Annotated in this window: 26 protein-coding genes; 9 read left to right on the forward strand and 17 right to left on the reverse strand. The window is 58.3% G+C overall.

Going from position 1 to position 24,414, the window contains the following annotated elements; all coding sequences use genetic code 11:
* Positions 1-92 precede the first annotated feature (92 nt).
* The 4 genes from rpoH to ftsY all read right to left on the reverse strand — a co-directional run bounded on the left by rpoH (position 93) and on the right by ftsY (position 4,386).
* A complete protein-coding gene (gene rpoH / locus DBY73_RS14610) occupies positions 93-950 on the reverse strand; it encodes an RNA polymerase sigma factor RpoH (RefSeq protein WP_006177943.1) in 858 nt (285 codons plus the stop codon).
* Between the two features lie 253 nt (positions 951-1,203).
* Positions 1,204-2,259, reverse strand: coding sequence for a permease-like cell division protein FtsX (ftsX, locus tag DBY73_RS14615; protein ID WP_112011822.1), 1,056 nt, complete (start codon positions 2,257-2,259; stop codon positions 1,204-1,206).
* Positions 2,252-2,917, reverse strand: a complete 666-nt coding sequence (gene ftsE / locus DBY73_RS14620; protein ID WP_006177946.1) for a cell division ATP-binding protein FtsE — start codon at positions 2,915-2,917, stop codon at positions 2,252-2,254. Before ftsE ends, ftsX begins: the two co-directional genes overlap by 8 nt.
* A 2-nt stretch (positions 2,918-2,919) precedes the next feature.
* Positions 2,920-4,386 (reverse strand): signal recognition particle-docking protein FtsY, encoded by a 1,467-nt coding sequence (gene ftsY / locus DBY73_RS14625; protein WP_112011823.1) that lies wholly within the window; start codon positions 4,384-4,386, stop codon positions 2,920-2,922.
* A 127-nt stretch (positions 4,387-4,513) separates the two neighbouring features.
* On the opposite strand from ftsY, the gene rsmD reads away from it, so the two are divergent.
* Both rsmD and DBY73_RS14635 read left to right on the forward strand, forming a co-directional pair.
* The gene (gene rsmD / locus DBY73_RS14630; RefSeq protein ID WP_112011824.1) at positions 4,514-5,116 is read left to right on the forward strand and encodes a 16S rRNA (guanine(966)-N(2))-methyltransferase; all 603 of its coding nucleotides are present in this window, start codon (positions 4,514-4,516) and stop codon (positions 5,114-5,116) included.
* On the forward strand, positions 5,100-5,381 hold the full coding sequence (locus DBY73_RS14635) for a DUF1145 family protein (protein ID WP_010436509.1): 282 nt from the start codon (positions 5,100-5,102) through the stop codon (positions 5,379-5,381). Before rsmD ends, DBY73_RS14635 begins: the two co-directional genes overlap by 17 nt.
* Positions 5,382-5,437: 56 nt before the next feature.
* Here DBY73_RS14635 and DBY73_RS14640 read toward each other — a convergent pair whose 3' ends face one another.
* From DBY73_RS14640 to DBY73_RS14650, 3 genes are all read right to left on the reverse strand, one after another.
* Positions 5,438-6,760 (reverse strand): MFS transporter, encoded by a 1,323-nt coding sequence (locus DBY73_RS14640; protein ID WP_112011825.1) that lies wholly within the window; start codon positions 6,758-6,760, stop codon positions 5,438-5,440.
* A 261-nt stretch (positions 6,761-7,021) separates the two neighbouring features.
* The gene (gene yhjD / locus DBY73_RS14645; protein ID WP_112011826.1) at positions 7,022-8,047 is read right to left on the reverse strand and encodes an inner membrane protein YhjD; all 1,026 of its coding nucleotides are present in this window, start codon (positions 8,045-8,047) and stop codon (positions 7,022-7,024) included.
* Between the two features lie 49 nt (positions 8,048-8,096).
* Positions 8,097-8,996, reverse strand: a complete 900-nt coding sequence (locus DBY73_RS14650) for a LysR family transcriptional regulator (RefSeq protein WP_112011827.1) — start codon at positions 8,994-8,996, stop codon at positions 8,097-8,099.
* 119 nt (positions 8,997-9,115) lie between these two features.
* On the opposite strand from DBY73_RS14650, the gene DBY73_RS14655 reads away from it, so the two are divergent.
* Together DBY73_RS14655 and DBY73_RS14660 are read left to right on the forward strand one after the other, a co-directional pair.
* The gene (locus DBY73_RS14655; RefSeq protein ID WP_112011828.1) at positions 9,116-9,874 is read left to right on the forward strand and encodes an SDR family oxidoreductase; all 759 of its coding nucleotides are present in this window, start codon (positions 9,116-9,118) and stop codon (positions 9,872-9,874) included.
* Positions 9,875-10,097: 223 nt separating this feature from the next.
* Entirely contained in the window at positions 10,098-10,703 is a 606-nt protein-coding gene (locus tag DBY73_RS14660) for a response regulator transcription factor (protein WP_112011829.1), read from the forward strand.
* On the opposite strand, the gene DBY73_RS14665 is transcribed toward DBY73_RS14660, so the two are convergent.
* Complete coding sequence (locus tag DBY73_RS14665; protein WP_112011830.1) at positions 10,682-11,020, reverse strand: lysozyme; 339 nt, start codon at positions 11,018-11,020, stop codon at positions 10,682-10,684. The two genes, DBY73_RS14660 and DBY73_RS14665, sit on opposite strands and share 22 nt — an antisense overlap.
* A gap of 86 nt (positions 11,021-11,106) precedes the next feature.
* Entirely contained in the window at positions 11,107-11,631 is a 525-nt protein-coding gene (locus DBY73_RS14670) for a GNAT family protein (RefSeq protein WP_112011831.1), read from the reverse strand.
* A gap of 151 nt (positions 11,632-11,782) precedes the next feature.
* On the opposite strand from DBY73_RS14670, the gene DBY73_RS14675 reads away from it, so the two are divergent.
* A complete protein-coding gene (locus DBY73_RS14675) occupies positions 11,783-13,375 on the forward strand; it encodes an STY4199 family HEPN domain-containing protein (protein WP_112011832.1) in 1,593 nt (530 codons plus the stop codon).
* A 15-nt stretch (positions 13,376-13,390) separates the two neighbouring features.
* Here the strand turns inward: DBY73_RS14675 and tusA are convergent, their stop codons facing one another.
* A complete protein-coding gene (gene tusA, locus DBY73_RS14680; RefSeq protein ID WP_112011833.1) occupies positions 13,391-13,636 on the reverse strand; it encodes a sulfurtransferase TusA in 246 nt (81 codons plus the stop codon).
* Positions 13,637-13,804: 168 nt separating this feature from the next.
* Here tusA and DBY73_RS14685 point away from each other — a divergent pair, with 168 nt between their 5' ends.
* Together DBY73_RS14685 and DBY73_RS14690 are read left to right on the forward strand one after the other, a co-directional pair.
* Positions 13,805-14,470: a 7-cyano-7-deazaguanine/7-aminomethyl-7-deazaguanine transporter gene (locus DBY73_RS14685; protein WP_112011834.1), complete on the forward strand. Its 666-nt coding sequence runs from the start codon at positions 13,805-13,807 to the stop codon at positions 14,468-14,470.
* 72 nt (positions 14,471-14,542) lie between these two features.
* Positions 14,543-15,100 carry a DcrB family lipoprotein gene (locus DBY73_RS14690; protein ID WP_112011835.1) on the forward strand — a complete coding sequence of 186 codons (558 nt, stop codon included), beginning with the start codon at positions 14,543-14,545 and terminating at the stop codon, positions 15,098-15,100.
* 3 nt (positions 15,101-15,103) lie between these two features.
* On the opposite strand, the gene DBY73_RS14695 is transcribed toward DBY73_RS14690, so the two are convergent.
* Complete coding sequence (locus DBY73_RS14695; protein WP_181573241.1) at positions 15,104-16,354, reverse strand: MFS transporter; 1,251 nt, start codon at positions 16,352-16,354, stop codon at positions 15,104-15,106.
* A gap of 107 nt (positions 16,355-16,461) precedes the next feature.
* Here DBY73_RS14695 and DBY73_RS14700 point away from each other — a divergent pair, with 107 nt between their 5' ends.
* Both DBY73_RS14700 and acpT read left to right on the forward strand, forming a co-directional pair.
* Entirely contained in the window at positions 16,462-17,511 is a 1,050-nt protein-coding gene (locus tag DBY73_RS14700; protein WP_112011837.1) for an AI-2E family transporter, read from the forward strand.
* A gap of 103 nt (positions 17,512-17,614) precedes the next feature.
* Positions 17,615-18,214, forward strand: coding sequence for a 4'-phosphopantetheinyl transferase AcpT (gene acpT, locus DBY73_RS14705; RefSeq protein WP_112011838.1), 600 nt, complete (start codon positions 17,615-17,617; stop codon positions 18,212-18,214).
* Here the strand turns inward: acpT and arnF are convergent.
* From arnF to arnC, 6 genes are read right to left on the reverse strand one after another with little or no spacing between them, the layout of a single operon-like run.
* Complete coding sequence (gene arnF, locus DBY73_RS14710; protein WP_112011839.1) at positions 18,165-18,569, reverse strand: 4-amino-4-deoxy-L-arabinose-phosphoundecaprenol flippase subunit ArnF; 405 nt, start codon at positions 18,567-18,569, stop codon at positions 18,165-18,167. The genes acpT and arnF overlap by 50 nt on opposite strands.
* Positions 18,566-18,904, reverse strand: a complete 339-nt coding sequence (gene arnE, locus DBY73_RS14715) for a 4-amino-4-deoxy-L-arabinose-phosphoundecaprenol flippase subunit ArnE (RefSeq protein ID WP_112011840.1) — start codon at positions 18,902-18,904, stop codon at positions 18,566-18,568. Before arnE ends, arnF begins: the two co-directional genes overlap by 4 nt.
* Entirely contained in the window at positions 18,901-20,556 is a 1,656-nt protein-coding gene (gene arnT / locus DBY73_RS14720; RefSeq protein ID WP_112011841.1) for a lipid IV(A) 4-amino-4-deoxy-L-arabinosyltransferase, read from the reverse strand. Before arnT ends, arnE begins: the two co-directional genes overlap by 4 nt.
* The gene (arnD, locus tag DBY73_RS14725; protein ID WP_112011842.1) at positions 20,553-21,455 is read right to left on the reverse strand and encodes a 4-deoxy-4-formamido-L-arabinose-phosphoundecaprenol deformylase; all 903 of its coding nucleotides are present in this window, start codon (positions 21,453-21,455) and stop codon (positions 20,553-20,555) included. Before arnD ends, arnT begins: the two co-directional genes overlap by 4 nt.
* On the reverse strand, positions 21,452-23,434 hold the full coding sequence (gene arnA, locus DBY73_RS14730) for a bifunctional UDP-4-amino-4-deoxy-L-arabinose formyltransferase/UDP-glucuronic acid oxidase ArnA (protein ID WP_112011843.1): 1,983 nt from the start codon (positions 23,432-23,434) through the stop codon (positions 21,452-21,454). Before arnA ends, arnD begins: the two co-directional genes overlap by 4 nt.
* Positions 23,431-24,414, reverse strand: a complete 984-nt coding sequence (arnC, locus tag DBY73_RS14735) for an undecaprenyl-phosphate 4-deoxy-4-formamido-L-arabinose transferase (RefSeq protein ID WP_112011844.1) — start codon at positions 24,412-24,414, stop codon at positions 23,431-23,433. The genes arnA and arnC overlap by 4 nt, the downstream gene beginning before the upstream one ends.

Raw genomic sequence — 24,414 nt, forward strand, 5'->3', positions numbered from 1 at the left:
GTTTGCCAGGGGGGGACAATTCGCCAGAGCGGGCGTTAAAAAAACAAAACCCCCGGATTCTCATCCAGGGGTTATCGGGTACTTCGCGGAAATTACGCTTCGATAGCGGCGCGAAGTTTTTTCATCGCGTTCTTCTCAAGCTGACGCACGCGCTCAGCGGAGACGCCGTAGCGGTCGGCCAGTTCCTGCAGCGTGGACTTGTTGTCTTCGTCCAGCCAGCGGGCGCGGATAATATCCTGGCTACGCTCGTCGAGACCTTCCATCGCGAAGCTCAGCTTGTTCGCGGCCTGATCTTCCCAGTTATCCTCTTCAATGCCGTCGGCAAAGTTAGAGGTTTTATCCTGCAGATACAGAACCGGTGCCATCGGCTGGCTGTCGGACGCATCGTCATCGGAAGACATGTCAAAGGTCATGTCCTGCGCGGCCATGCGGGATTCCATCTCGCGGACGTCTTTGCTGGATACGCCCAGCTCGCGCGCCACCATTTCAACTTCATCCTGATTGAACCAGCCCAGACGCTGCTTGGTTTTACGCAGGTTGAAGAACAGCTTGCGTTGCGCTTTTGTCGTGGCGACCTTCACGATACGCCAGTTACGCAGTACGTATTCGTGAATTTCCGCTTTGATCCAATGCACGGCGAAGGAGACCAGTCGCACACCCACTTCCGGGTTAAAGCGACGTACAGCCTTCATCAGGCCGATGTTGCCTTCCTGAATCAGGTCCGCCTGCGGCAGGCCGTAGCCCGCGTAATTACGAGCAACGTGAACAACAAAGCGCAGGTGAGACAGGATCAGCGTTTTAGCTGCTTCCAGATCGCCCTGGTAATGCAGCTTTTCAGCAAGCTCCTTTTCTTCCTCGGCCGTCAACATCGGCCAGGTGTTCGCAGCCCGGATGTAAGATTCCAGGTTACCAACAGGGGCTAAAGCTAAAGTTTGCATTTCTTTGGTCATTCATTCCTCTCAATGTTTCTTCTGGTCCAGGCTGTCCCCGTCAGGCAACAACCATGCCAAAGCGTTTGAGCAACGAGATTAGCATTCACTCTTTTATCAGACAGTGATTTTATCCACAAGTTCCAGGTGCAACAGTGAATAAATTACGCACAAAATGTGACATGAAGATGATACTGCGGGAAAGAGACAACAGGGACATCTTTCCCTGCAGAGCGAACATCTCGGTGCAGGGAAAGATTATATCACGCTTTTATTAGTCGGGAGTAAAGTGACGTAAATGTTGCACGGTTGCGAGCCATGCGGCCACCCAGCCGATCATCGAGCACACCAGCAGCAACAGCAGGCACTCATCGAACCCTAAGCCGCTGATATCAAACTTGGTTCCGAAAACCTGCGCCACGTCGGTGACGGCGGAGGAGAGTCGCATCACCAAAATTTCTGACAAAATCAATGAAAGAAATGCACCAGAAAAACCTAATAACGCGCCGCCGTAGAGGAACGGGCGGAGGATAAACCCATCCGTTGCGCCAATCAGTTTCTGCACGTTGATGGTGTCGCGGCGGGCGAAGATGCTCAGGCGCACGCTGTTACCGATGACGAGGAATACCGCCGCCACCATCAGCACGCCAATCATCGCCGAGACGCGCCCGACAAGCCCGGTCAGCGCCGCCAGACGGGCAAACCAGCTGTCGTCCATGCGCACTTCATCGATGCCGTTAATCCGGGTAATGCGGTCACGCAGGGTGTTAAGCGAATCGGTGCCCTGGAAATCCAGCTTCGGGATCACCACGGCCACGGCGGGCAGCGGATTCTCTTCAAGCATATCCAGCGCGCCGCCAAAGCCTGACCAGTTGCGGAACTCGCCCAGCGCTTCGTCGCGCGACAGGTAGTTAACCTTCTCCACGCCCTGTTCGGCCTGGATCTGCCCGACCACCTGCGCCGCCGCGTTATCGTCGAGCGCTTTATCCAGGTAAACCGTGATCTGCGGCGACGGATAGTACTGCGACGCCGCCTGATTCACGTTTTTATAGACCATGTAGCAGACGCTCGGCAGCGTCAGGGAGATGGCAATCACCATCACCGTGAGGAACGTTGCCAGCGGCTTGCTTTTCAGATCCTGCAGCGCGCCGTGGAAGGCGTAGCGCACCTGTTCGTTAAAGACGTTGGTTTTACGGGAGGCCGGCTTAGGCGCGGCCTTCGCGCGCTTGGGCGCATTGCGGTTGCCGTCACCGCCGCCCTGCGGCTTGCGGAAGCGGTCAAACCGGTTCCCGAACTGCCGAATCTGGTTCATTGCGTCGCGCTTATTCACCGTGGCCTCCGTGCAAATGACCGTCGCTCAGCGTCAGCATGCGGTACGAACGACGGGAAATCAGCCCGATGTCGTGCGTCGCCATCAGTACCGTCACCCCAACGCGGTTAAATTCCTCAAACAGACGCAAAATCCCTTCTGACAGGGCATCGTCCAGGTTACCGGTCGGCTCATCCGCCAGCAGCACGGCAGGCTTGTTCACCACCGCACGGGCGATGCCCACGCGCTGCTGTTCACCGCCGGAGAGCTGGATTGGGAAATTCTTCGCTTTGTCCAACAGCCCGACCTTGTCCAGCGCCGCAGAGACGCGGCGGCGGATATCATCATAGCTGGCACCGGCAATAATCAGCGGGATCGCCACGTTATCAAACACGGTGCGATCCATCAGCAGGTGGTGATCCTGGAAAATCATCCCGATCTGGCGGCGCAAAAACGGCACCTCGCGGTTTTTCAGGCGGCTGATGTCATGGCCGCTGAAGAAGATTTTCCCGGCGCTGGGCCGTTCGATCCCACAGATCAGCTTGAGCAGGGTACTTTTCCCCGCGCCGGAGTGACCGGTCAGGAACGCCATCTCGCCCGGCTGCAGGTGGAATGTCACCCCCTGCAGCGCTTGTCTCCCACCGAGATAGGCCTTGCTGACATGTTCAAAGCGAATCATTGTTAGTCCTCTCGGGCAAATAATGCCTCAATAAAGTCGTCCGATTTAAACGGACGCAAATCCTCAATACGCTCGCCTACGCCGATGTAGCGGATAGGAATGCCGAACTGGTCGGCCACGGAGAAGATCACCCCGCCTTTGGCGGTGCCGTCCAGCTTGGTCAGCGTGATCCCTGTCAGCCCTACCGCTTCATGGAACAGCTTCGCCTGGCTAATGGCGTTTTGCCCGGTGCTGGCGTCGATGGTCAGCATAATTTCATGCGGCGCATCTTCGTCCAGCTTCTTCATGACGCGAACGATTTTTTTCAGCTCTTCCATCAGGTGCGATTTATTCTGTAAACGCCCTGCGGTATCGGCGATCAGCACGTCCACGTTGCGCGCCTTCGCCGCCTGTATGGCGTCAAAGATCACGGAGGCGGAATCCGCACCGGTGTGCTGCGCGATCACCGGAATGTTGTTGCGCTGGCCCCAGACCTGAAGCTGCTCCACCGCCGCCGCGCGGAAGGTATCGCCCGCCGCCAGCATCACCGACTTGCCCTGCTGCTCGAACTGACGCGCCAGCTTGCCGATGGTGGTGGTTTTGCCCACGCCGTTCACGCCAACCATCAGAATAACAAATGGCGTTTTGCCTTCAATATTAAGCGGTTCGTCAACTTTTGCGAGAATTTCACCCATCTCATCTTTCAACAGGCCGTACAGCGCTTCGGCGTCGCGCAGCTGCTTGCGGCTCGCGCCTTCGGTCAGGCTGGCGATGATCTTGCGGGTGGTTTCCACGCCGACGTCGGCAATCAGCAGCTGCTCTTCCAGCTCTTCAAACAGATCATCGTCGATCTTTTTGCCGCGGAACAGGCTGATAAATCCGGAACCGAGATTTTCTTTGGTCTTAAGCAGACTGCGCTTCAGGCGAGCGAAGAAACCTTCTTTGGTCGGTTTTTCCTGCTCCTGAGCGATCTCCTCAACCGGTTCATCCTCTTCAGCCACCGGCACGACGATTTCCGCTTCTTCTGCGGCCTCTGCCGCCAGCGCCTGGGCTTCCAGCTCGTCGTCGGTAAGCTCAGGCTCGTTGACCGCCTCTTCTTCTACCGCGTCAATAATCTCAACGGTTTCCGCTTCGGCCTGCCACTCTTCGGCAGACACCTCTTCGGCCTTGACCTCTTCCGGCAGCGGCAGCGTTTCATGTTCAATAACCGTCTGCGGCGCTTCGGCAACGGTTTCGACGACAGCCGGTTCCGGCTTCTCGCTCTCCTGAACCTCTTGGGTAACCTCAACCACCTCTTCAGCAAAGGATTTAATCTCTTCTTTGCTGTGCGCAGGCTCTTCCGCTTCTACGACCGCGGCGGTTTCAACAGGCGTTTCAGGCTGGGACGGCTCTTCAACGGCCTGTTGCTCTTCGGCTGGCTGCTCTTTTTCTTGCTCTTTTTCACCGAAGCCCAGCCAGGAAAAGAAGCCACGTTTTTTTTGTTTTGCCATCTGCGACTACACTCCTCGCGGCGCTATATACATGGAAGCTAAAAAAATGATGAAATAGTCTAACACTTTACTTAATCGACATCACCGCCCGCAATCGCAGGCCAATTGTTAGCAGAGCTTTCCTGAAATGAAGAAACCCAACCGTGCCTCCGCCGGGCAAATTCGCATTATCGGCGGGCAGTGGCGAGGCCGGAAATTACCGGTGCCGGACAGCCCCGGCCTGCGTCCCACCACCGATCGCGTGCGCGAGACGCTGTTTAACTGGCTGGCTCCGTCAATGGTAGACGCCCACTGCCTGGACTGCTTCGCCGGGAGCGGCGCGCTCGGGCTGGAGGCGCTGTCCCGCTATGCCGCCAGCGCCACGCTGCTGGAGATGGAGCGCGGCGTCGCGCAGACGCTGAAGCAAAATCTGGCGACCCTGAAGGCAACGCACGCCAGCGTGGTGAATACCAACACGCTCAGCTTCCTGGCGCAAAAAGGCACGCCGCACAACGTGGTGTTCGTTGACCCACCGTTCCGCAAAGGGCTGCTGGAAGAGACGCTGTCCCTGCTGGAAAATAACGGCTGGCTGGCGGATGACGCGCTAATTTATGTGGAAAGCGAAGTGGAAAATGGCATGCCGCCGGTGCCCGCCCACTGGGCGCTGCATCGCGAAAAGGTGGCCGGCCAGGTCGCCTACCGTTTGTATCACCGTCAGGCACAAGGAGAATCCGATGCCGGTACTGATTAACCTGGGACGTTTACTGATGCTGGGCGTTTGGGCGTTCCTGATCCTGAATCTGGTGCATCCGTTCCCGCGCCCGATGAACATTTTCGTGAACGTGGCGCTGATTTTCACCTCGTTCATGCACGCCCTGCAGATGGTGATGCTGAAAAACGGCCTGCCGAAAGATGGCCCGCAGATGACCGGATGGCAGCAGCTGCGCGTGTTTATTTTTGGCGTGTTTGAGCTGCTGGTGTGGATGAAAAAATTTAAGGCGCAGGTGAAGAAATAACGCTTTTCACCAGCGTAATAAAAAACGGCAATCCTTCTGGACTGCCGTTTTTTTGCCTAGAGCGACCGGTGCCGCGTTTCGTGCGTCAGCAGCAGCGCGATCAGCGTCAGCGCCGCCATCGCGGCCAGATAAACGCCGACGTAAAACAGGCCGTAGTTCGCCTGCAGCCAAGTGGCGATATACGGCGCTACGGACGCGCCCAAAATAGACGCCACGTTGTACGAGAAAGACGCGCCGGTGTAGCGCACCTCGGTCGGGAACAGCTCGGGCAGCAGCGCCCCCATCGGGCCGAAGGTTAGCCCCATCAGGCTCAGGCCAATCAGCAGATACGCCATCACCAGCGTCGGGCTGCCAGAGCCTAACAGCGGCGGGAAGACGAAGAGCGCAAACAGGATAATCAGCGTGGTGATGACAATCATGCTCGGGCGACGGCCAAATTTATCCGCCAGCATACCCGATACCGGCACCATGACGCCGAAGCCAATCACCGCCATCATCAGCATCCACAGCACTTCGTTACGCGGCAGCCCGAGGCCAACCGGCGTAGCCGCCGTGCTGTAGGTCATTGAGTACACGGTCATGATGTAGAACAGCGTGTAGGTCGCCAGCATGATAAACGTGCCCAGCACGGTCACGCGGACGTGTTTGGTCAGCAGCGTGCCCAGCGGCACTTTGACCTGCTTCTTCGCCGCCGCCACTTTGGCAAAGACCGGCGTTTCGTGCAGGGAAACGCGCACGTACAGGCCAATCAGCACCAGCACGGCGGAGAAAACGAACGGAATACGCCAGCCCCAGGTCATGAACTGTTCATCGGTCAGCAGCCAGGAGAGCAGCAGGAACGTTCCGTTGGCAAAGAAGAAGCCAATCGGCGCGCCCAGCTGCGGGAACGAGCCGTACAGCGCGCGCTTGCGCGGCGGTGCGTTCTCGGTCGCCAGCAGCGCCGCCCCGCCCCATTCGCCGCCCAGGCCTAAGCCCTGGCCAAAACGCGCCAGCGCCAGCAGCAGCGGGGCTAAAATCCCGATGGTTTCATAGGTGGGCAGCAGGCCGATGGCAACGGTGGAAATGCCCATGGTCAGCAGCGAGGCGACCAGCGTCACCTTACGCCCCACGCGATCGCCGAAGTGGCCAAACAGCGCGGAGCCAATCGGGCGGGCGACGAAGGCAATCGCGAACGTTGCTAAAGACTGTAGCGTGGCCGCCGTTGGGTCACCCTGCGGGAAGAAAATATGGGGAAAGACGATCACCGCCGCGGTGGCGTAAATGTAGAAGTCGAAGAACTCAATGGCGGTACCGATCAGCGAGGCGACAACAACTTTGTTGCGCGAGTTGACGGGCGCCTGGTCCGCGTCGGAATCGAGTGTGGTGGCTGTTGCTTGCATATTATTTTCTTATTTTTGACGAACGAAAGGCCATATTACGCACAGCAAAAGCGACATTTCAATCTGTAACAAAGCGGCGAACTGGTGAAAAAAGAGTCAAAAAGTGAATAATGTTCAGCCTCGCCAAAACGCTTCCATGAAATGCTTCACAGATTTTAAATATCAGCGGATAAAACTGGTTTAAGGTTAAATAAAAGTTAATTACTGGATTTATATGCTGAAATGATGAATCGGGCTGACATTTTCAGCCCGATGATAGGTTTAGCGATGCGTTTTGCCCGGCATGCGCGGGTCATCTTTGTATTCCGCGGTGGCGATCCAGGCCGCGCAGAACAGCGTCAGGCGGGCGAAGAAGTAGAAGAACGCCATCAGCCCGAGCACCGATCCAAACGCGGCGCCGGAGGGCGATTTCACCAGCGACGGCAGCGTATAGGTCATTACGATCTTAATCACCTCGAAGCCTATCGCGGCAATCAGCGTGCCGCGTATCAGCGCCTTTTTACGCGGGCGATGGCGAGGCAAGCGCCAGAAGATCCAGAAGAACAGCAGATAGTTGGCAAAGATGGAGATTGCCAGGCCAATGCCGCGCCAGGCGGGCTTCAGCCATTCGATGTAGTCCAGATACAGCGCGGAGATAATCATCTGCTGGGCAGAGCCCGCAACCGAGGTGATGGAGAGCGTTACGATCAGCGCCACCAGCAGGCCAATCAGCGAGATGAAGTCGCGGAAATACTTCACCCAGATTTTCTCCTCGTCCTGCGGCGTGCGCTCCCACACGTCGCGCGACTGGGCGCGAATGGCCTCGCGCAGGTTGCCCATCCAGTTAATGCCCGAGTAAAGCGCGATCAGTAAACCGACGATCCCAACGGTGGTTCTCTGCTGCACGGCGGTGTTAATCGTGCTTTTCAGCGTTGCGGCGAGAGTCGGGTCGCTCACGTTATTCAGGATCTTGTTGAAGATGTCCTGAAGCAGCGTGGGGTGCGAGGCGAGAACAAAACCCGCCGCGGCGAAAGACACCATGAGGATGGGGATCATCGATAAAAACGAGAAGTAGGTGATGGCCGCCCCGAACTGATTGCCCAGACGATCGTTAAAGCGCTCGGCGGCGCGGATCAGGTGCGCAATCACGGGAAGCTGCTTTATGCGTTCAGCCAGCGTCAAGGCGGTTCCCAGCGCCTTGCTGGCCGTGCCGGGCTCTTTCGGCTCCTCGGGCCTGGTGTCCATTTTCTTCACAGGCTCAAAATCCAGATGCTGTGTGGGTCGTTGCGGATCGTTTTCCTGCGTCACGCGTCTTTTCCTTTTCGTTTCCAGAATGTATTTGAATTATAGCGTGTGGCTAACCCACGTACGCTTTTGTCTGTTCGGTCAGCCACTCCATGAACAGATGAACCCGACGGGAGAGGTTGCGGCGGTGAGGGTAAATCAGCGAAACCGGCATCGGTTCAGCACGATACTGCGGCAGGATCTCAATCAGCTTTTTCGTGCGCAGCGCGTCGCGCACGCCGACGCGCGGTACCTGAATAATCCCCAGCCCGGCAATGCAGGCGGCGTGATAAGTCTCGGTGCTGTTGACCGTGAGCACCCCGCCCGTTTTCACCCACTGCACGGACGTGCCGTTGAAGTACTCGAAGCCCTGCGGCCGCGTTCCCAGCGTGGCGGCGTAATGCACCACGGCGTGAGACGCCAGGTCGTCCAGCGTGTCAGGATAGCCAAAACGCTCCAGATAAGCCGGGCTGGCGCAGTTAATCACCGACAGCCTGCCGAGCGGGCGCGCGATAAGCCCGGAGTCCTTCAGCGTGCCGACGCGCACCACGCAGTCAAAGCCTTCGCGAATCACGTCCACCAGGCGGTCGCTGCTGCTAAGCTCCACTTCTATGCCGGGGTACTGCTGTAAAAAAGCGGGCAGCCTCGGGATGATTAAATTTCGCGCAATGCCAACGGGCATATCCACGCGCAGGCGTCCGCTGATGCTGGAAGGGTCGTGCTGGAACAGGCCGTCCAGCTCGTCGAGGTTGGTGAGCAGATCTTTTGCGCGCTCGTAATAGACCATGCCGTCCTGCGTGAGGCTGACGCGACGCGTCGTGCGGTGCAAAAGCTGCGTGCCGAGCATATTTTCCAGCGCCTGAATCTGCCGCGAAACGCTGCCCTTCGGCAGGCTTAGCGTCGCCGCCGCGCGGGAAAAGCTCTCCAGCTCCGCGACGCGGATGAATAACTGCATTGCGTGTATTTTATCCATAGGCCCGGCTCATTGTTGTTTTAAATGAAACAGTGAAGCGTTATTACCCATCTTTATTGTTTATTTATCACCTAATAAGCTCTTACTCAATCTTCATAACCAGCGAAACGAGGTTTCTTATGTCTGAACGTATAGCCATTGTAACGGGCGGTAGCCGTGGTTTAGGTAAAAACGCGGCGCTAAAGCTGGCTGCCGATGGAACGGGGATCATCCTCACCTATAACAGCAGCCAGAACGAGGCGCTGGACGTGGTGCGTGAAATTGAAGCTAACGGCGTGAAGGCGGCTGCACTGCAGCTGAACGTCGGCGATATTTCCGCTTTTGAGCGTTTTGCTCAACAGGTGCAGGAGACGCTCAGCGGCGTCTGGCAACGCCACACCTTCGATTATTTATTGAACAATGCCGGAACGGGTTTATACGCGCCGTTTGCCGACACCACGGAAGCCCAGTTTGACGACGCGATGAACGTCCATTTCAAAGGGCCGTTCTTCCTGACGCAGCGCCTGCTGCCGTTAATGGAGGACGGCGGGCGTATCCTGAACGTCTCCAGCGGCCTGGCGCGCTTCACCCAGCCGGGGTCAGGCGCCTATGCCGCAATGAAAGGGGCAATGGAAGTGCTCACTCGCTATCAGGCGAAGGAGCTGGGCGCGCGCGGGATCAGCGTGAACATTATTGCCCCAGGGGCAATTGAAACCGACTTTGGCGGCGGACGCGTGCGCGATAACGCGCAGATCAACCAGCATTTAGCCTCACAGACGGCGCTGGGGCGCGTTGGCCTGCCGGACGACATTGGCGACGCGGTTGCGGCCCTTCTCAGCGACAGGCTGGGCTGGATGAACGCACAACGTATTGAAGTTTCAGGCGGGATGTTCCTGTAAGCCGCGTTCTTAAGGGGAGGGAGCCCTTTAAGGAAAACCTTAAGATAGTTATGTCAAAATCCTGGTAGTTATAAAAATCAATGACTGATTTGTAACGTCAACCTTCATTGAGTTTTTTCTCATATAAAGCCTCTGTAGAATCCCCCCGCTATTCATTGAGATTGTACTATTTACGATGGTATTTGCGGTCAGATTGCGCGGAGCCATCTGAAGGGGAAAAACAATGCGAGTAATCATGTTTGACAGGCAGTCAATATTTATTCATGGAGCGATAAACAGTCTGCGGACGTTAATTCCGGAAATAAATATTACGGGAGCTCGTCAGGCAGATGAATTTTTATCACAGCTATCGGCATCACCCACCGCTATCGCGTTGATTGACGGGAATATTCTTCAGGATGAAAATACCACGCTGCTGGAAGATCTTCAGCTTCGATTTCCCAGATTGAGCGTGGCGATCGTGTTAGCCAAAAAAGACCCTCGATACGTTGAAAAAATTCTGCAGCGAAACGTCATGGCCGTTATTCCACGCAACGCGGCGCCGGAGATGTTTTCTACCGTGCTGCATTCTATTGCGAGAGGGATGGTTTGCCTTCCGGGCGAGTGGCTGCACGATCTTAATGCGCCGCAGCAGGATTTGTCGCAGCTCAGCGAGCGCCAGTATGAGGTGCTTAAACGACTGGCAGCCGGCGAATCAAACAAGGAGATTGGTCGTTCACTGAACATCAGTGCGGGAACGGTAAAAGCACATCTGGAAACCCTGTTCCGGCGGCTGGAGGTCAAAAACAGAACCCAGGCCGCAATGCTCTATACCCGCATGATGGCCTGAACCACCGTGGTTTTAAGTACAGAGATATCATCAAGACTATAAAGTAGTGAAATAAGCGTATCGTGCTGCTGCTGTGTCAATGGCTGGTTAATATTTTCACGCAGCAGCGCTTCCCATATTTTCAGATCGTTTTGGAGCATTATTTCTGCTTCCACAGGCGTAATCAGGCCACTGAATTTTTCCCACGGGCGAATAACGTGACCATATCCTATTACCCATAAGCCTTTCTCATCCTTGTATTTCTCCAGTGAAAGGCCCTGCTGCTGTTTTAATAGCTCAATGGCAGAAGAAGATATCTTAAGCGTATGATCGTTCATATTCATTTCCTCTCTAGGGCGTAAGAGTAGAGGAAATAGGCCCGGAGGCCTATAGGCCAAATGGCCATGATTCAGCTGTTTCTCAATCAATATTCTTTTTTTAATAATCCAAAGAGCCAGTCATTATGCCAGCGCCCAGCAAGGAAATAATTTTCCCGCAGCTCGCCTTCGAGACGGAATCCCACTTTTTCCAGCACGTTTCTGGAGGCAATATTGCCCACCGTCACGGTCGCCGTGAGGCGCCGAACGCCGCCTTCGGCAAACGCAAAATCGCAGAGCGCCCGCAGAGATTCATAGCCGTATCCCTTTCCCTGCGCGAACGGCGCAAAAAGAAAGCCCACCTCGGCGCAATCTTCCTCCCGGTGAATATAGCCCGTCACCCCTAGCGGCGTGCCATTTTGCGCGTCGCGCACCGTAAGGCAGAGCCAATGGGCGCTGCCGGGGCGCCACGGCTGCAGGCGAGCGTCAAACGCGTCGCGAATGTCCGCAACGGAGCGGTCCTGCGCAACATAACGCATTACCTCCGCGTTTTGTTGTAACGCCAGAAAGAAGGGCCAGTCGGCGGCCTGTAGAGGCGAGCAGCGTAAGCGCGCGGTGGTTAAAGCTGGCATGCGGTTTCTCCTGAAAGACCTGCCAATGATTATAGGGTTTGTCACTTTTTTTCAACAAAAACTCAGGTATGGTTTAACGTCGTATTAATAAAAAGAAAAACGGCCAGAACCTGGCTCATTTTGGTGCCTTCGTTGCCTCTCAAGGAAAACAATGACTCTGAGTTCATCACACCGCATCCGCGAACAGTTTGAACACTGCCTGACGGTTATTCGCCACGCGTCAGTAGAGATCCTTCTCCTGCTCAACGTGCATGTTGCCGAAGGTAAAGATCCGCGCTGGTTCCTGGAGCAGTTGGATAACGCTCGCTTAGGGCTGGGCGGCTGGGGTGCGGTGGCAAAGCAGCTCAACCTCAACGACGCGGAGATGTCGGCATTTACGCTGCAGCTTCGCCTCCTGCAGCAGCGCGTTCCCCAGTATGAGAGCGGTCAGGACGTGAGCGAGAACCAGCTTATCGCGGCAATGCGTTTTGTCACCTCGCTGGAGCATCTGCGCCTTCAGCAGCCCCTTCTGACCTACAGCACCGAGCTGGCCCCCGGAGACGAAATTCAGCAGCAGCAGGCGCGCAAGCAGGTACGGGCGATTGAGCTGATGATTAAGGGCCTGATACAGCAGGCGTGGCCCGATCCGGTGCGGCTGAATAACCACCTCAAAACGCTGTTTAACGCCGACCGCGTGCGCCGCTGGCTTAAGCTTGGTGAGATCAACGATATCCTGAGCGGCATGATGTTCAGCGAGCTGGCGCAAATGGTGGTCGATAAAAAAGAGTACAGCCGTTACTACGCCTCGCTGTTCAGCGACCCGATGATGCTGACGCTGCTGGTCGACCCGCGAAAAACGCTACAAACCTTTCTGGACGACATCCGCCAAATCCGCAACGGCATCACCGTTCAGCAGCCGCTAAGTTCGGCGCAAATTCAGCTGCTGGACACCTATTACTCGCAAATTACCCGGCCCGTGCAGCGCGCATTTGAAGAGGGACGGACGCGCATCAACCCGGCGGGGCTGATGGCCGTCGACGCCAGCGAGCTGCACGCGTTCTGGGAGCACGCGCAGAAAAGGGATCGCGTCACCGGAAGCGATCTGTTTGAGGTGCGCGACACCATTGAAAAGCCGACGCAGCGCGCGCCGCGCACGCCGGAACAGCGCGAGCAGCTGATCTCCGGGGCGCTGTGGGGGGCCGTCGGCGTGATGGTTATCGCCATCGTGGTCGGCGGGTTCATCGTCGTCACCAGCGGTAAGCCGCAGCAGGCCGTGGCGAGCGCGGCAGAACCCGCGCAAGCGCCGCAGGAGATGCGGGAAACGCCCTCCTCACGCGAAACGCTGACCCGCCAGGGCGTGACCTGGGACGAAAACAATTTCCGCTCGGCCATTAACCGCAACGATACGCGCGTCGCGCTGCTCTTCCTGCAGGGTGGAATGGACTGGAAGGTGTCGTGGACGGAAGAGGCTATGGCAGCGGGCCATGACGACGTGCTGGAGCTGATGCTGCGCTACCGGCAGCAGATGGTGGAAAAGAAGCCGTGCCGCCGCTTTATCAATACGCTTAGCCACGCCATGGCAAACGGCGAATCGCTGACGTCGGTCCGCAAACAGTACCTGAAGGCATTTTGCACCGTTCCCGCCGTCGTGAAGCGCCAGCAGCACGACGCGGAGATGGCGAAACGTCGCGCGCTGGCGCAGCCGGACGCGACGACTAAAAAATGGCAGGCAATACAGAGCGCGATTTACGACGTGATTCGCTAGCCCGCGGGCTCGAGGCTACTGCCCCTTGCGAATCAAATACCGGTACGGCAGCGCGTCGGTCGCCTGGGCCACCAGCTCGTGCTCCATAAAGGTACAAAAGCCGGGAATATCGCGGGTGGTGGCCGGGTCGTCGGCAACGATCAGCAGCGTTTCGCCTGCCTGCATATTGCGTACGGTTTTGCGCACCATCATGACCGGCTCCGGGCAGCGGAGGCCCTGAGCGTCAAGGGTATGATCTGGAGTGGAGAATACGTCGGTCATTTTCTTCTCGTTGGTGTAAAAACGGCTGTAGTTTACGCCCCGCGACTCTCAATGCAAACAGGTTAACGATTGCGTGAAAATCAACCATTGCAAATGACCGTCAAAGCAGTATCATGCGGCGGCTTTATTGGGTTCCCTCACCCCAAATTTTAATCAAAAAGGTACAATATGAGCTCCTTTACACACCCTCAACGCGTCAAGGCGTTGTTCTGGCTTTCGCTTTTTCATCTGCTGGTGATCACCTCCAGCAACTATCTGGTGCAGCTGCCGATCTCCATTTTTGGTTTTCACACCACCTGGGGCGCGTTTAGCTTTCCGTTTATTTTCCTCGCCACCGATTTAACCGTGCGGATTTTTGGCGCACCGCTGGCACGCCGCATTATTTTCGCGGTGATGATGCCCGCGCTGTTCGTTTCGTACGTGATTTCATCCCTGTTTTACATGGGCAGCTGGCAAGGTTTGGAAGCACTCACTAACTTCAACCTGTTCGTGGCGCGCATCGCGGCGGCAAGCTTTATGGCCTACGCCCTGGGGCAGATCCTCGACGTTCACGTCTTTAACCGCCTGCGGCAAAACCACCGCTGGTGGATGGCGCCGACCGCCTCGACGCTGTTTGGCAATGTGAGCGATACGCTGGCGTTTTTCTTCATCGCCTTCTGGCGCAGCCCAGACGCGTTTATGGCCGAGCACTGGATGGAAATCGCGCTGGTGGACTACTGCTTTAAGGTGCTTATCAGCATCGTGTTCTTCCTGCCGATGTACGGGGTACTATTGAATATGCTGATGAAAAGGCTGGCAGATAAATCTGAAATCACCGCATTGCAGGCAGGTTAAGGGTTCGCTTTATCAGTTGTGATAAGATGGATGAATGAGCCGCTATGGCCGTTTATCGAAAGGAAGAAGTCAATGCGCAATCTGGTTAAATATGTCGGGATCGGCCTGCTGGTTGTTGGCCTTGCAGCCTGTGATAACAGCGACACCAAAACGCCTGCTCAGGGCGCGTCCGCTGAAAGCAATGCCACGGGGCAGCCGGTCAGCCTGATGGATGGCAAACTCAGTTTCTCTCTGCCGGCGGATATGACCGATCAGAGCGGCAAGCTGGGCACCCAGGCGAACAACATGCACGTCTATTCTGACGCTACCGGGCAGAAAGCGGTGATTGTGATCGTCGGCGACGACACCAGCGAAGATCTGGGCGTGCTCGCTAAGCGTCTGGAAGAGCAGCAGCGCGGCCGTGACCCGCAGCTGCAGGTTGTCACCAATAAATCCATCGAGCTGAAAGGCCACACGCTGCAGCAGCTCGACAGCATTATCTCGGCGAAAGGCCAGACGGCCTACTCTTCCGTGGTGCTCGGCAAGATTGATAACAAGCTGCTGACCCTGCAGATTACCCTGCCAGCGGACGATCAGCAGAAAGCGCAAACCGCCGCGGAAAACATCATTAACACCATCGCGATTCAGTAATTTTCACGATGATGACGTGGCCTCCCGGGCGTGCTCGGGGGGCCATTTTTTTAGCCGCCACGCCAGCAGAAGCGCCACCGCCACCAGGCCCGCCGCGGCAAGATAAATCACCGGCACGCCCGCCCAGGCCATCACCAGCCCCGCCAGCGGCCCGGTGATCCCCAGCGACATATCCATAAACACCGTATAGGTTGCCAGCGCCGCGCCCTGATTTTGCGGCGGCACCGCCTTCACCGCCACGACGCCCAGCGCCGGGAACACCAGCGAGAACCCCGCCCCCGCCAGGAAAACGCCGACTTTCGCCATCCACGGTGCGGTGGCGACGCCGGTCAGGAGCAGGCCAACAATCTCCACGGCGAAGCAGATCATCGCCACGTTCAGGCCGCCCAGGCGGTTTATCCCGTTCGGGAAAAGTAAGCGAGCACCCACAAACGCGCAGCTAAAGAGCGTTAACGCAAAGGCCGCGCCGTCCCAGCCTTTGGCATCGTAAAACAGCGTGATAAACGTTGCGATGGTGCCAAAGCCGGCGGAAGCCAGCGCCAGCGCCATCCCGTACAGCCAGACGCGCCCCAGCACGGCGCGAAACGGCAGCGGCTTGCCCTTGTTGGCCTTGACCTTCGGGCGCGGCAGCGCGAAGGCAATCGCCAGCAGCGCGATGACCATAATCGTGACGGCTAGCCCGTAAAGGCCGCCGTAGGCATAACACACCACGCCGAGCGGCGCGCCGATCGCCATCGCGCCGTAGGTCACAATGCCGTTCCACGAGATCACCCTGCCGATGTGGGGCGCCCCCACAACGCCGACGCCCCACAGCGTGGATCCTGTTCCCGCCAGGCTCTGGCCGATGCCTAAAATCACTCGGCCCAGGCACAGCAGCGCCAGGCTCAACAGCGGCCAGTGGCTGGTGGAGGCGGCCAGCAGGTAGCTCAGCCCGCTCAGGAAGCAGCCGCACAGTCCTATCACGACAACGCTTTTTGGCCCGAACCGATCCGCATAGCGCCCCGCATGCGGGCGGCTCAGGAGCGTGGCAAAATACTGCAGGCTAATTACCAGCCCGGCCCAGAAGGCGCTAAAGCCCATTACGTCGTGAACATACCCCGGCAGCACGGCCAGCGGCAGGCCGATCGTCAGGTAGCTGGCGAAGTTGAAGATAACAACGGAGACAATGCGCAGATTGAGGCGAAATCCGCTCAGCGCCGGTTCGGCGGCAGGTTCGGGCATGACGTTTCTCTGATTTTTGCAACGGTGTTTCACTATTACCACGATGCCCGGTGAAAATCAGCCTCGACTTTCAGATAAGCGCCCCAGACGAAGCGAATCCCGCACACTACACTTAACGAGCCCACGAAAAAGGAAAACCTATGACACCTACCCAGCCCGATAAAGCGGGTTTGCACATTTTATTGAAGCTTGCCTGCCTGGTGGTGATCCTTGCAGGGATTCACTCAGCGGCCGATATTATTGTTCAACTTCTGCTGGCCCTCTTCTTTGCCATTGTTCTTAATCCGCTGGTGACGTGGTTCTTGCGTCGCGGCGTGAGCCGCCCGGTGGCTATCACCATTGTGGTCATCGTCATGCTCATCGTGCTGACGGCCCTGTTCGGCGTGCTGGCGGCGTCGCTCAGCGAATTCTCCACCATGCTGCCGCAGTACAACAAAGCGCTGACCCGCAAGCTGGTTGACCTGCAGGAGATGATACCGTTCCTCAATCTGCATATCTCCCCGGAGCGCATGCTGCGCAGGATGGACTCGGAAAAGCTGATGACCTACGCCACCACCCTGATGACCGGGCTTTCCGGCGCGATGGCAAGCATCCTGCTGCTGGTGATGACGGTGGTGTTTATGCTCTTTGAGGTCCGCCACGTTCCCTACAAGCTGCGCTTTGCGCTCAATAACCCGCAGATCCACATTGCTGGCCTGCACCGCGCGCTGAAAGGCGTAACCAAATATCTGGCGCTAAAAACGCTGCTCAGCCTCTGGACGGGCGTGCTCGTCTGGCTGGGGCTTGAGCTGATGGACATTCAGTTTGCCCTGATGTGGGGCGTACTGGCGTTTCTGCTGAACTACGTTCCCAATATCGGGGCGGTGCTTTCCGCCGTGCCGCCCATGATCCAGGCCTTTTTGTTCAATGGTTTTTATGAATGCATGCTCATCGGGGCGCTGTTCCTCGTCGTGCATATGGTGCTGGGGAATATTCTTGAACCACGGATGATGGGCCACCGCCTGGGGATGTCGACGCTGGTGGTCTTTTTATCCTTACTGGTGTGGGGATGGCTGCTGGGTCCGGTGGGTATGCTGCTCTCGGTGCCGTTGACCAGCGTATGTAAAATCTGGATGGAGACCACCAAGGGCGGGAGCAAGCTGGCGATACTCCTCGGACCAGGGCGTCCCAAGAGCCGATTACCGGGCTAAACCCGGAATGCGGTTAGCCATTCGCGCTGCCAATGGATTATAGTAATGGTTTCGCCGCGTGACTGTGCGGTTCTTACTGCATTAACTGAAGGCCAGACGTTATATGTACCAGGTTTTTCTGGGAAAAATCTCCACGCTAAGCAACGATAATTGGGCTGAAGCGCTGGCCAGACATGCACCGCAAGACGCACGGCGCGCCCGCTGGCTGGCCGGACGAGGGCTACTTTCGCGCCTGTTCGATCCTCAGCCGCTGCCGGAAATTGTCTACAGCGAGCAGGGGAAACCGGGCTTTGCGAACGGTTTTCCGCTGTGGTTTAGCGTTAGCCACTGCGAGGACGATATCGCGCTGATCGTCAGCGATGAAGGTGAAGTGGGCTGTTCGCTCGAACATATTCGTGCGCAGGATAACTGGCGCACGCTTGCCAACGCGGTCTTCAGCAATGCCGAACACGATGAGCTAGAGCAGGAAGCAGCCGAGCGCCAGCTGGCCGCGTTCTGGCGCATCTGGACGCGCAAAGGGGCCATCATCAAGCAGCGTGACGGCCACCCCTGGCAGATGGTCAGCATCGACAGCGCCGCCGGGTTACACTCGGTCAGCCACTGCCAGATTGACGCCCTGAGCCTTGCCGTCTGTACCGCTACGCCCTTCGCGCTTACGACGACGCTGATCCGCTCGGTCGACGGCGCGCTGGCCGGAAAATAGTCAGCACGCCCAGAATAATACATCCAACGCCCGCCAGCCCGCGCCAGGAGAAGTGCTCTTCCCAGCCTGGCAGCGCGATCGCCGCGGCCCAGACCAGGATATAGCTCAGGCTCAGCAGGGCGTAAGCTTTGCTAAGCGCCATTCGCTGCAGCGCCAGATACCAACAGCCCATCGACGCCACATACCCCGCGAGGCCGAGCGCCAGCGAGCCGGTGCCGGGAGCGGTATGCCACAGCGCAGCAGCAAACGCGGTGACGTCGCTGACGGGCGGCAACAGCACCATCGCGTGCCGCAGCAGCAGCTGCGCCGCGCTGACCAACGCCACGCTGCATAAGGCCCAAAACGCCCCTTTCACAGGCTTCCTCCCAGCAGAATAATGCCAATGATAATTAAGCCCACGCCGAGCCAGTGGCGCGGCGCGACGTTCTCATGCCAGACCGCTTTCGCCGCCAGCGTTACCCAGACGAAATTCAGGCTCAGCATCGGGTAAGCGATGCCGACCGGCAGGTGCTGTAACACGACCAGCCAGACCAGCATTCCGCTGCCAAGCGCCAGCAGCGCCAGGCCGAGCCAGAGCATAAGATGCCTGCCGCGCCGCCCGGCTTTCGCCGGACGGGTCGCCTGCTTCTGACACAGCTGTCCTGCGCAGCTCAGCAGGCTGGACAGTATCAGCCCGACCCAGACCATCATTGCGGCAAGTACTGCAGGTAGGCCAGACGCCCCTGAACGTACAGGTTGTCCGGTTTTGGCAGCTTCGCCTGCTTGAGGTCGTCGTTTTTCGACAGCAGGATCACCAGAGAAACGCGGCCCTGCTGGCGATGCACCTCCAGCCACTGTGCCAAATCATCCTGACTCACAAACCGCCCCTGTGCATCCGGGTAGTTCAGGCCGTACTTCAGCTCGCCGCCCTGGCCGTAGAGAATAATGTCGCTGCGGTTCAGCTCCCACGCCAGCCCCGCCGCCACGCCCACGCTGTTAGCCAGCACGAATTTGCTCTCCTCCAGCGGAACGCGCACGGTATCGACCAGCGACTGCGGCTGCTTTGAATCCACCACGCGGTTAGGAATGGCGAAGCCAATCAATAGCGCCAGCCCCGCCGGGCAGAGCGCGGCCAGCCACCAGCGCTGCGGGCTCCGATGAAGCGTAAACCAGCCCACTATCGCCCAGACAAGGAACGCCACCACGGCACAGAAGACTTTATACAGCTCGACGGAGGTCCAGACCGGATGCTTCGTCAACCCCCATGGAGAAACGACCAGCGCCGCCACTACGCCGAGCGCACCAAAGCCCAGGTTAATCCACGCGTTAATACGCAGCACCTTCACGCCCTTCTCGGCAATGGTGCAGGCGTAGCGCGCCATCAGGATCGCCAGCGGGGCGAAGCACGGCAGAATGTAGGTCGGCAGCTTGCCTTTGGCGATGCTGAAGAACAGCAGCGGCATGACCACCCAGCCCAGCAGATACCAGCCGCTGCCGTCACCCTGCCTGTCGCGCCAGCCCAGACGCAGCGCGCCCGGCAGCAGCGCCAGCCACGGCAGGCTTCCGGCAATCAGGAACGGCAGGTAATACCAGAACGGCGCCTTGTGCTGGGCGTCGCTCTGCGCGAAGCGCTGAATATGCTCCACCCAGAAGAAGTAGCGCCAGAAGTCAGGCTCGCGCTGGGCAATCGCCAGCCCCCAGGGCAGCACGATCAGCACGCAGCTCAGAACCGCCAGCCAGCCGTAGAGCAACACCTCTTTCCAGCGCTTATGCACAATCACCCACGGCAGAACGCCAATCACCGGCACCGCCAGCGCCAGGAAGCCTTTGGTCATCACCCCCATGCCGCAGGCGAGCCCGAGCAGAAGATAACCACCGACTTTTCCCATGACGGTTTGCGCCTGCGCGGCCAGCCAGAAGCTGCACATCGCCGCCACCAGCCAGAGGGTGATGATGGGATCCAGCACCGCATAGGTACCGATACCGTAAACCAGGAACAACGTCGTAAAGATGATGCCGGCGAGCAGCGCGATGCGCTTGTCCTGCCAGAGGCGCCACGCCAGCCAGATCACCAGCAGCGCGGCGAACCCGGTGGAGAATATCGCCCCGGCGCGCACGGCAAAGTTGGTGTGGCCGAACAGCAGCTGTCCGATGCTGTTAACCCAGTACCCGGCTATCGGCTTTTCGAAATAGCGCAGCCCCAGGAAGTGCGGCACCACCCAGTCGCCCGAGGCCAGCATTTCGCGGCTGATCTCCGCGTAGCGCGTTTCATCAGGCTGCCACAGCAGGCGAAGATCGACCGGAATAAGATAGTAAACGATAAACAGTGCGAGAAGCGCTAAGCCGTAACGGGCTGTTTTCATGATGCGGGACTCACGGTGTGTTGATAGCCAAGCCAGCCTTCCCGGCCGGCCATTTCATTGCGTACGATTTTGCCCGGCGGCAGCGTTGAGAGATCGTCCGGCAGCAGCTCGCTGAGCGGGCAAAACGCGATGCCCTCCTGCTTCGCCATCGCCAGCAGCGCGTCGAAATCGTGCTGATACGCGATCCCCTCCACTTCCGCGTGGATGGTATACACCGGCGTGCCGGTATCTCGGTGCATGTGGTCCAGGATATAGCGATTGAACCCGTCGGCGCTGACTTCGCGCCCGACGACTTCATCCCACGTGGGAAGCGTAACCGGAATTTGCACGGTGCCAAACCGGTTCTCACCCAGCTGCGGTAAAAACGGCCCGGTGCCGCGGCAGTCGCTGTTGTAGCGGAACGCGAAAGGTTCTTTGGCTTTCACCACGCGCTGATCCGCCCGCCAGCCCGCCACGGCCGAGCAGCGTACCTGCTGGCCGGTAATGGCCTCCAGCTCCAGCACGCCGCGCTCAATTTCACGCTTCATGCGCTGAATATCCCACACGCCCGCCCACGCCTGCCAGGCGTGGTGATCCCAGGCGTGCAGGCCCACCTCGTGCAGGCGCGCCGCCTCGCGGATAATCGCTTCATTACCCGCACCGATGCGCCTGCCGGGCCATGCGGTACCCGCCAGCAGGATATCCCAGCCGTAAAGGGATGCCGCGCGCGAGCGCAGCATTTTGAACAGAAATGCCGGTTTAACCAGACGCCACAGGTGACGTCCCATGTTGTCTGGCCCCACGCTGAAAAAGAGGCTCGCGCGAACGTCGTGCTTGCTCATCAGTTCCAGCAGCCGCGGTACGCCGTCGCGCGTGCCGCGAAAGGTATCGACATCAATGCGTAAACCGACTTTTTTCATGACGCCTGTTCCGTTAGCTCCACGGTGCGCAGGAAGAAGTCGAGCGTTTCGTCAATGGTCTGCTCCATCTTCACGGTCGGCGTCCAGTTCAGGCAGCGCTTCGCGTTGCGAATGCTCGGCTTGCGGTGCTCAACGTCCTGATAGCCTTTGCCGTAATAGCTGCTGCTTTCCACTTCGCGGAAGCCGGCAAACGGCGGGAAGCGGTCGCGCAGCGGGTGGCGTTCAAAGCTGGCCAGCAGCATCTCTGCCAGTTCGCGAATGCTCGCTTCGTTGTCCGGGTTACCGATGTTAATGATTTGACCGTTGCAGCGGTTATCTTTGTTTTCGATGATGCGGAACAGCGCTTCGATACCGTCGCTGATATCGGTGAAGCAGCGCTTCTGCTTGCCGCCTTCAATCAGCTTGATTGGCGAGCCTTCCACCAGGTTGAGGATCAGCTGGGTGATGGCGCGGGAGCTGCCGATGCGCGCCGCGTTCAGGTTGTCCAGGCGCGGCCCCATCCAGTTAAACGGACGGAACAGGGTAAAGCGCAGCCCCTCTTTTTCGCCGTAGGCCCAGATCACGCGGTCCAGCAGCTGTTTAGAGACGGAGTAAATCCAGCGCTGCTTGTTGATCGGCCCCACCACCAGGTTGGAGGTGTCTTCGTCGAAGTTTTTGTCGGTACACATGCCGTACACCTCAGAGGTGGACGGGAAGATGATGCGCTTGTCGTACTTCACGCAGTCGCGGATGATTTTCAGGTTCTCTTCGAAGTCCAGCTCGAACACGCGCAGCGGGTTGCGGGTGTACTCAATCGGCGTCGCGATCGCCACCAGCGGCAGCACCACGTCGCATTTTTTAATGTGGTATTCGATCCACTCGGAGTGGATGCTGATATCCCCTTCCACAAAGTGGAAACGCGGGTTGTCGAGGAAACGGCTGATGGCATCCGCGCCAATATCCAGGCCATAGATTTCGTAGTTATCGTCCTTGAGCAGGCGTTCGGTCAGGTGGTTACCGATAAAACCGTTCACGCCGAGGATCAGCACGCGGGTGCGGCGTTTGATGGCAACCACCGGCGCGCTGGTGATCAGCGCCCCAGCGACCAGACCGAGAGACTGCGCCAGCTGGGTTCCCTGAACGTACAGGCCGTTGTCGGTTTGTCCGGTGACGATCTCCAGCGCCTGCTCGCCGCAGCTGACAATCAGCGGCGAAACGGAGACGACGGTGCCTGGCTTAGCGGCAGGGATGTCGTCACGCACGCGGGATTTCCAGACGATAAACTTGCTGACCCCGGCAAAGCTGTACGCCCCCGGCCACGGATCGGTCACCGCGCGCACCAGGTTATGCAGCTGGCGCGCGGGTTTGGTCCAGTCCAGGCGGCCGTCCTCCGGGTTGCGGCGGCCAAAGCAGCTCGCCTTGCTCTCGTCCTGCGCGGTTTCGCTATACGTCCCCTGAAGGATGGACGGCAGCGCGTCGCGCAGCAGGGTTTTCGCCGTTTCGCACAGCCTGTGATGAAGCTGGAGCGCGGTTTCGTCTTCGTCGATAGCCACGCTTTGCTGCGCAACGATAGCGCCCGCGTCGGCGCGGCGAACCATGCGGTGCAGGGTTACGCCGGTTTCGGTTTCACCATTGACCAGCGCCCAGTTCAGCGGCGCGCGGCCACGGTAGGCGGGCAGCAGGGAGCCGTGCAGGTTAAACGCCCCTTTTGGCGCCAGGCTTAAAATCGCGTCGCTCAGGAGGTTGCGATAGTAGAACGAGAAAATCACGTCCGGCGAAAGGGTCTGAATGCGGTCAACCCACAGCGGGTGGTTTACATCTTCCGGCGCATAAACCGGAATGCCGCGTTCAGCCGCAATGCGCGCCACGGAGCCGAAGAAGGTGTTCTCTCCGGCAGCATCAGGATGGGTAAAGATAGCGGCAATTTCATAGCCCGCTTCCAGCAGGGCCAGCGTGCCCGCGCACCCCATATCGTGATAGGCAAAAACAACGGCTTTCATGGGTGAATTTCCTCTTGAGACGCTTTGTGTTCCTGACGGACAACACGTTGGATAAAGTAGCGCGGACGCGCGCGAACATCGTTATAGATACGGCCTATGTATTCACCGAGCAGGCCCATGCCAACAAACTGGGCGCCAATGAACATAAACAGCACGGCAAACAGCATAAAGACCCCTTCCGCCGCCCACTGCGGGCCGTAGATCAGCCGCAGCGCGACCAGCAGAACGGAGAGCGCAAACCCGGCCAGCGCGATAACGCTGCCGAAGACGCTCAGCAGGCGCAGCGGCGTGGTGGTCAGGCAGGTGATGAGGTCGTACATCAGGTTGATCAGGCGCATAAAGCTGTACTTCGACTCCCCGTGCTCGCGCTCGGCGTGGAGGACGGGGATCTCGGTCGCCTTACGGGCGAAGGTATTTGCCAGAATCGGAATAAAGGTGCTGCGCTCGTGGCAGTGCAGCATGGCGTCAATAATGTGGCGGCGGTAGGCGCGCAGCATGCAGCCGTAGTCGCCCATCGCCTTGCCCGTTGTGCGCTGGATGAGGCGGTTGATGGTGCGTGACGCCATCTTGCGGAACAGGCTGTCCTGGCGGTTCTGCCTCACCGTGCCCACCACGTCGTAACCTTCGTCGGCTTTAGCCACCAGGCGCGGGATCTCCTCCGGCGGGTTTTGCAGATCGGCGTCCAGCGTAATGATCAGATCGCCCGTGACGTGGCTGAACCCGGCCATAATCGCCGAATGCTGGCCGTAGTTGCGGTTAAGCAGCACGGCGACGATATGGCTGCCGTCGGCCTCTGCGGCTTCGGTCAGCATCATCGCGGACGCGTCGCTGCTGCCGTCGTCCACCAGCAGGATTTCGTACTCTTTGTTTAGGGTTTCGCAGGCGGCGGTGGTGCGGCGGATCAGTTCGGGCAGGCTTTCCTGCTCGTTATATACCGGGATCACCACGGACACTTTTTTTACGGGCGGCGCGCTAAACAT

This window comes from Enterobacter sp. RIT418, assembly GCF_003057745.1.
In the GTDB taxonomy this organism is placed as follows: Bacteria; Pseudomonadota; Gammaproteobacteria; order Enterobacterales; family Enterobacteriaceae; genus Enterobacter.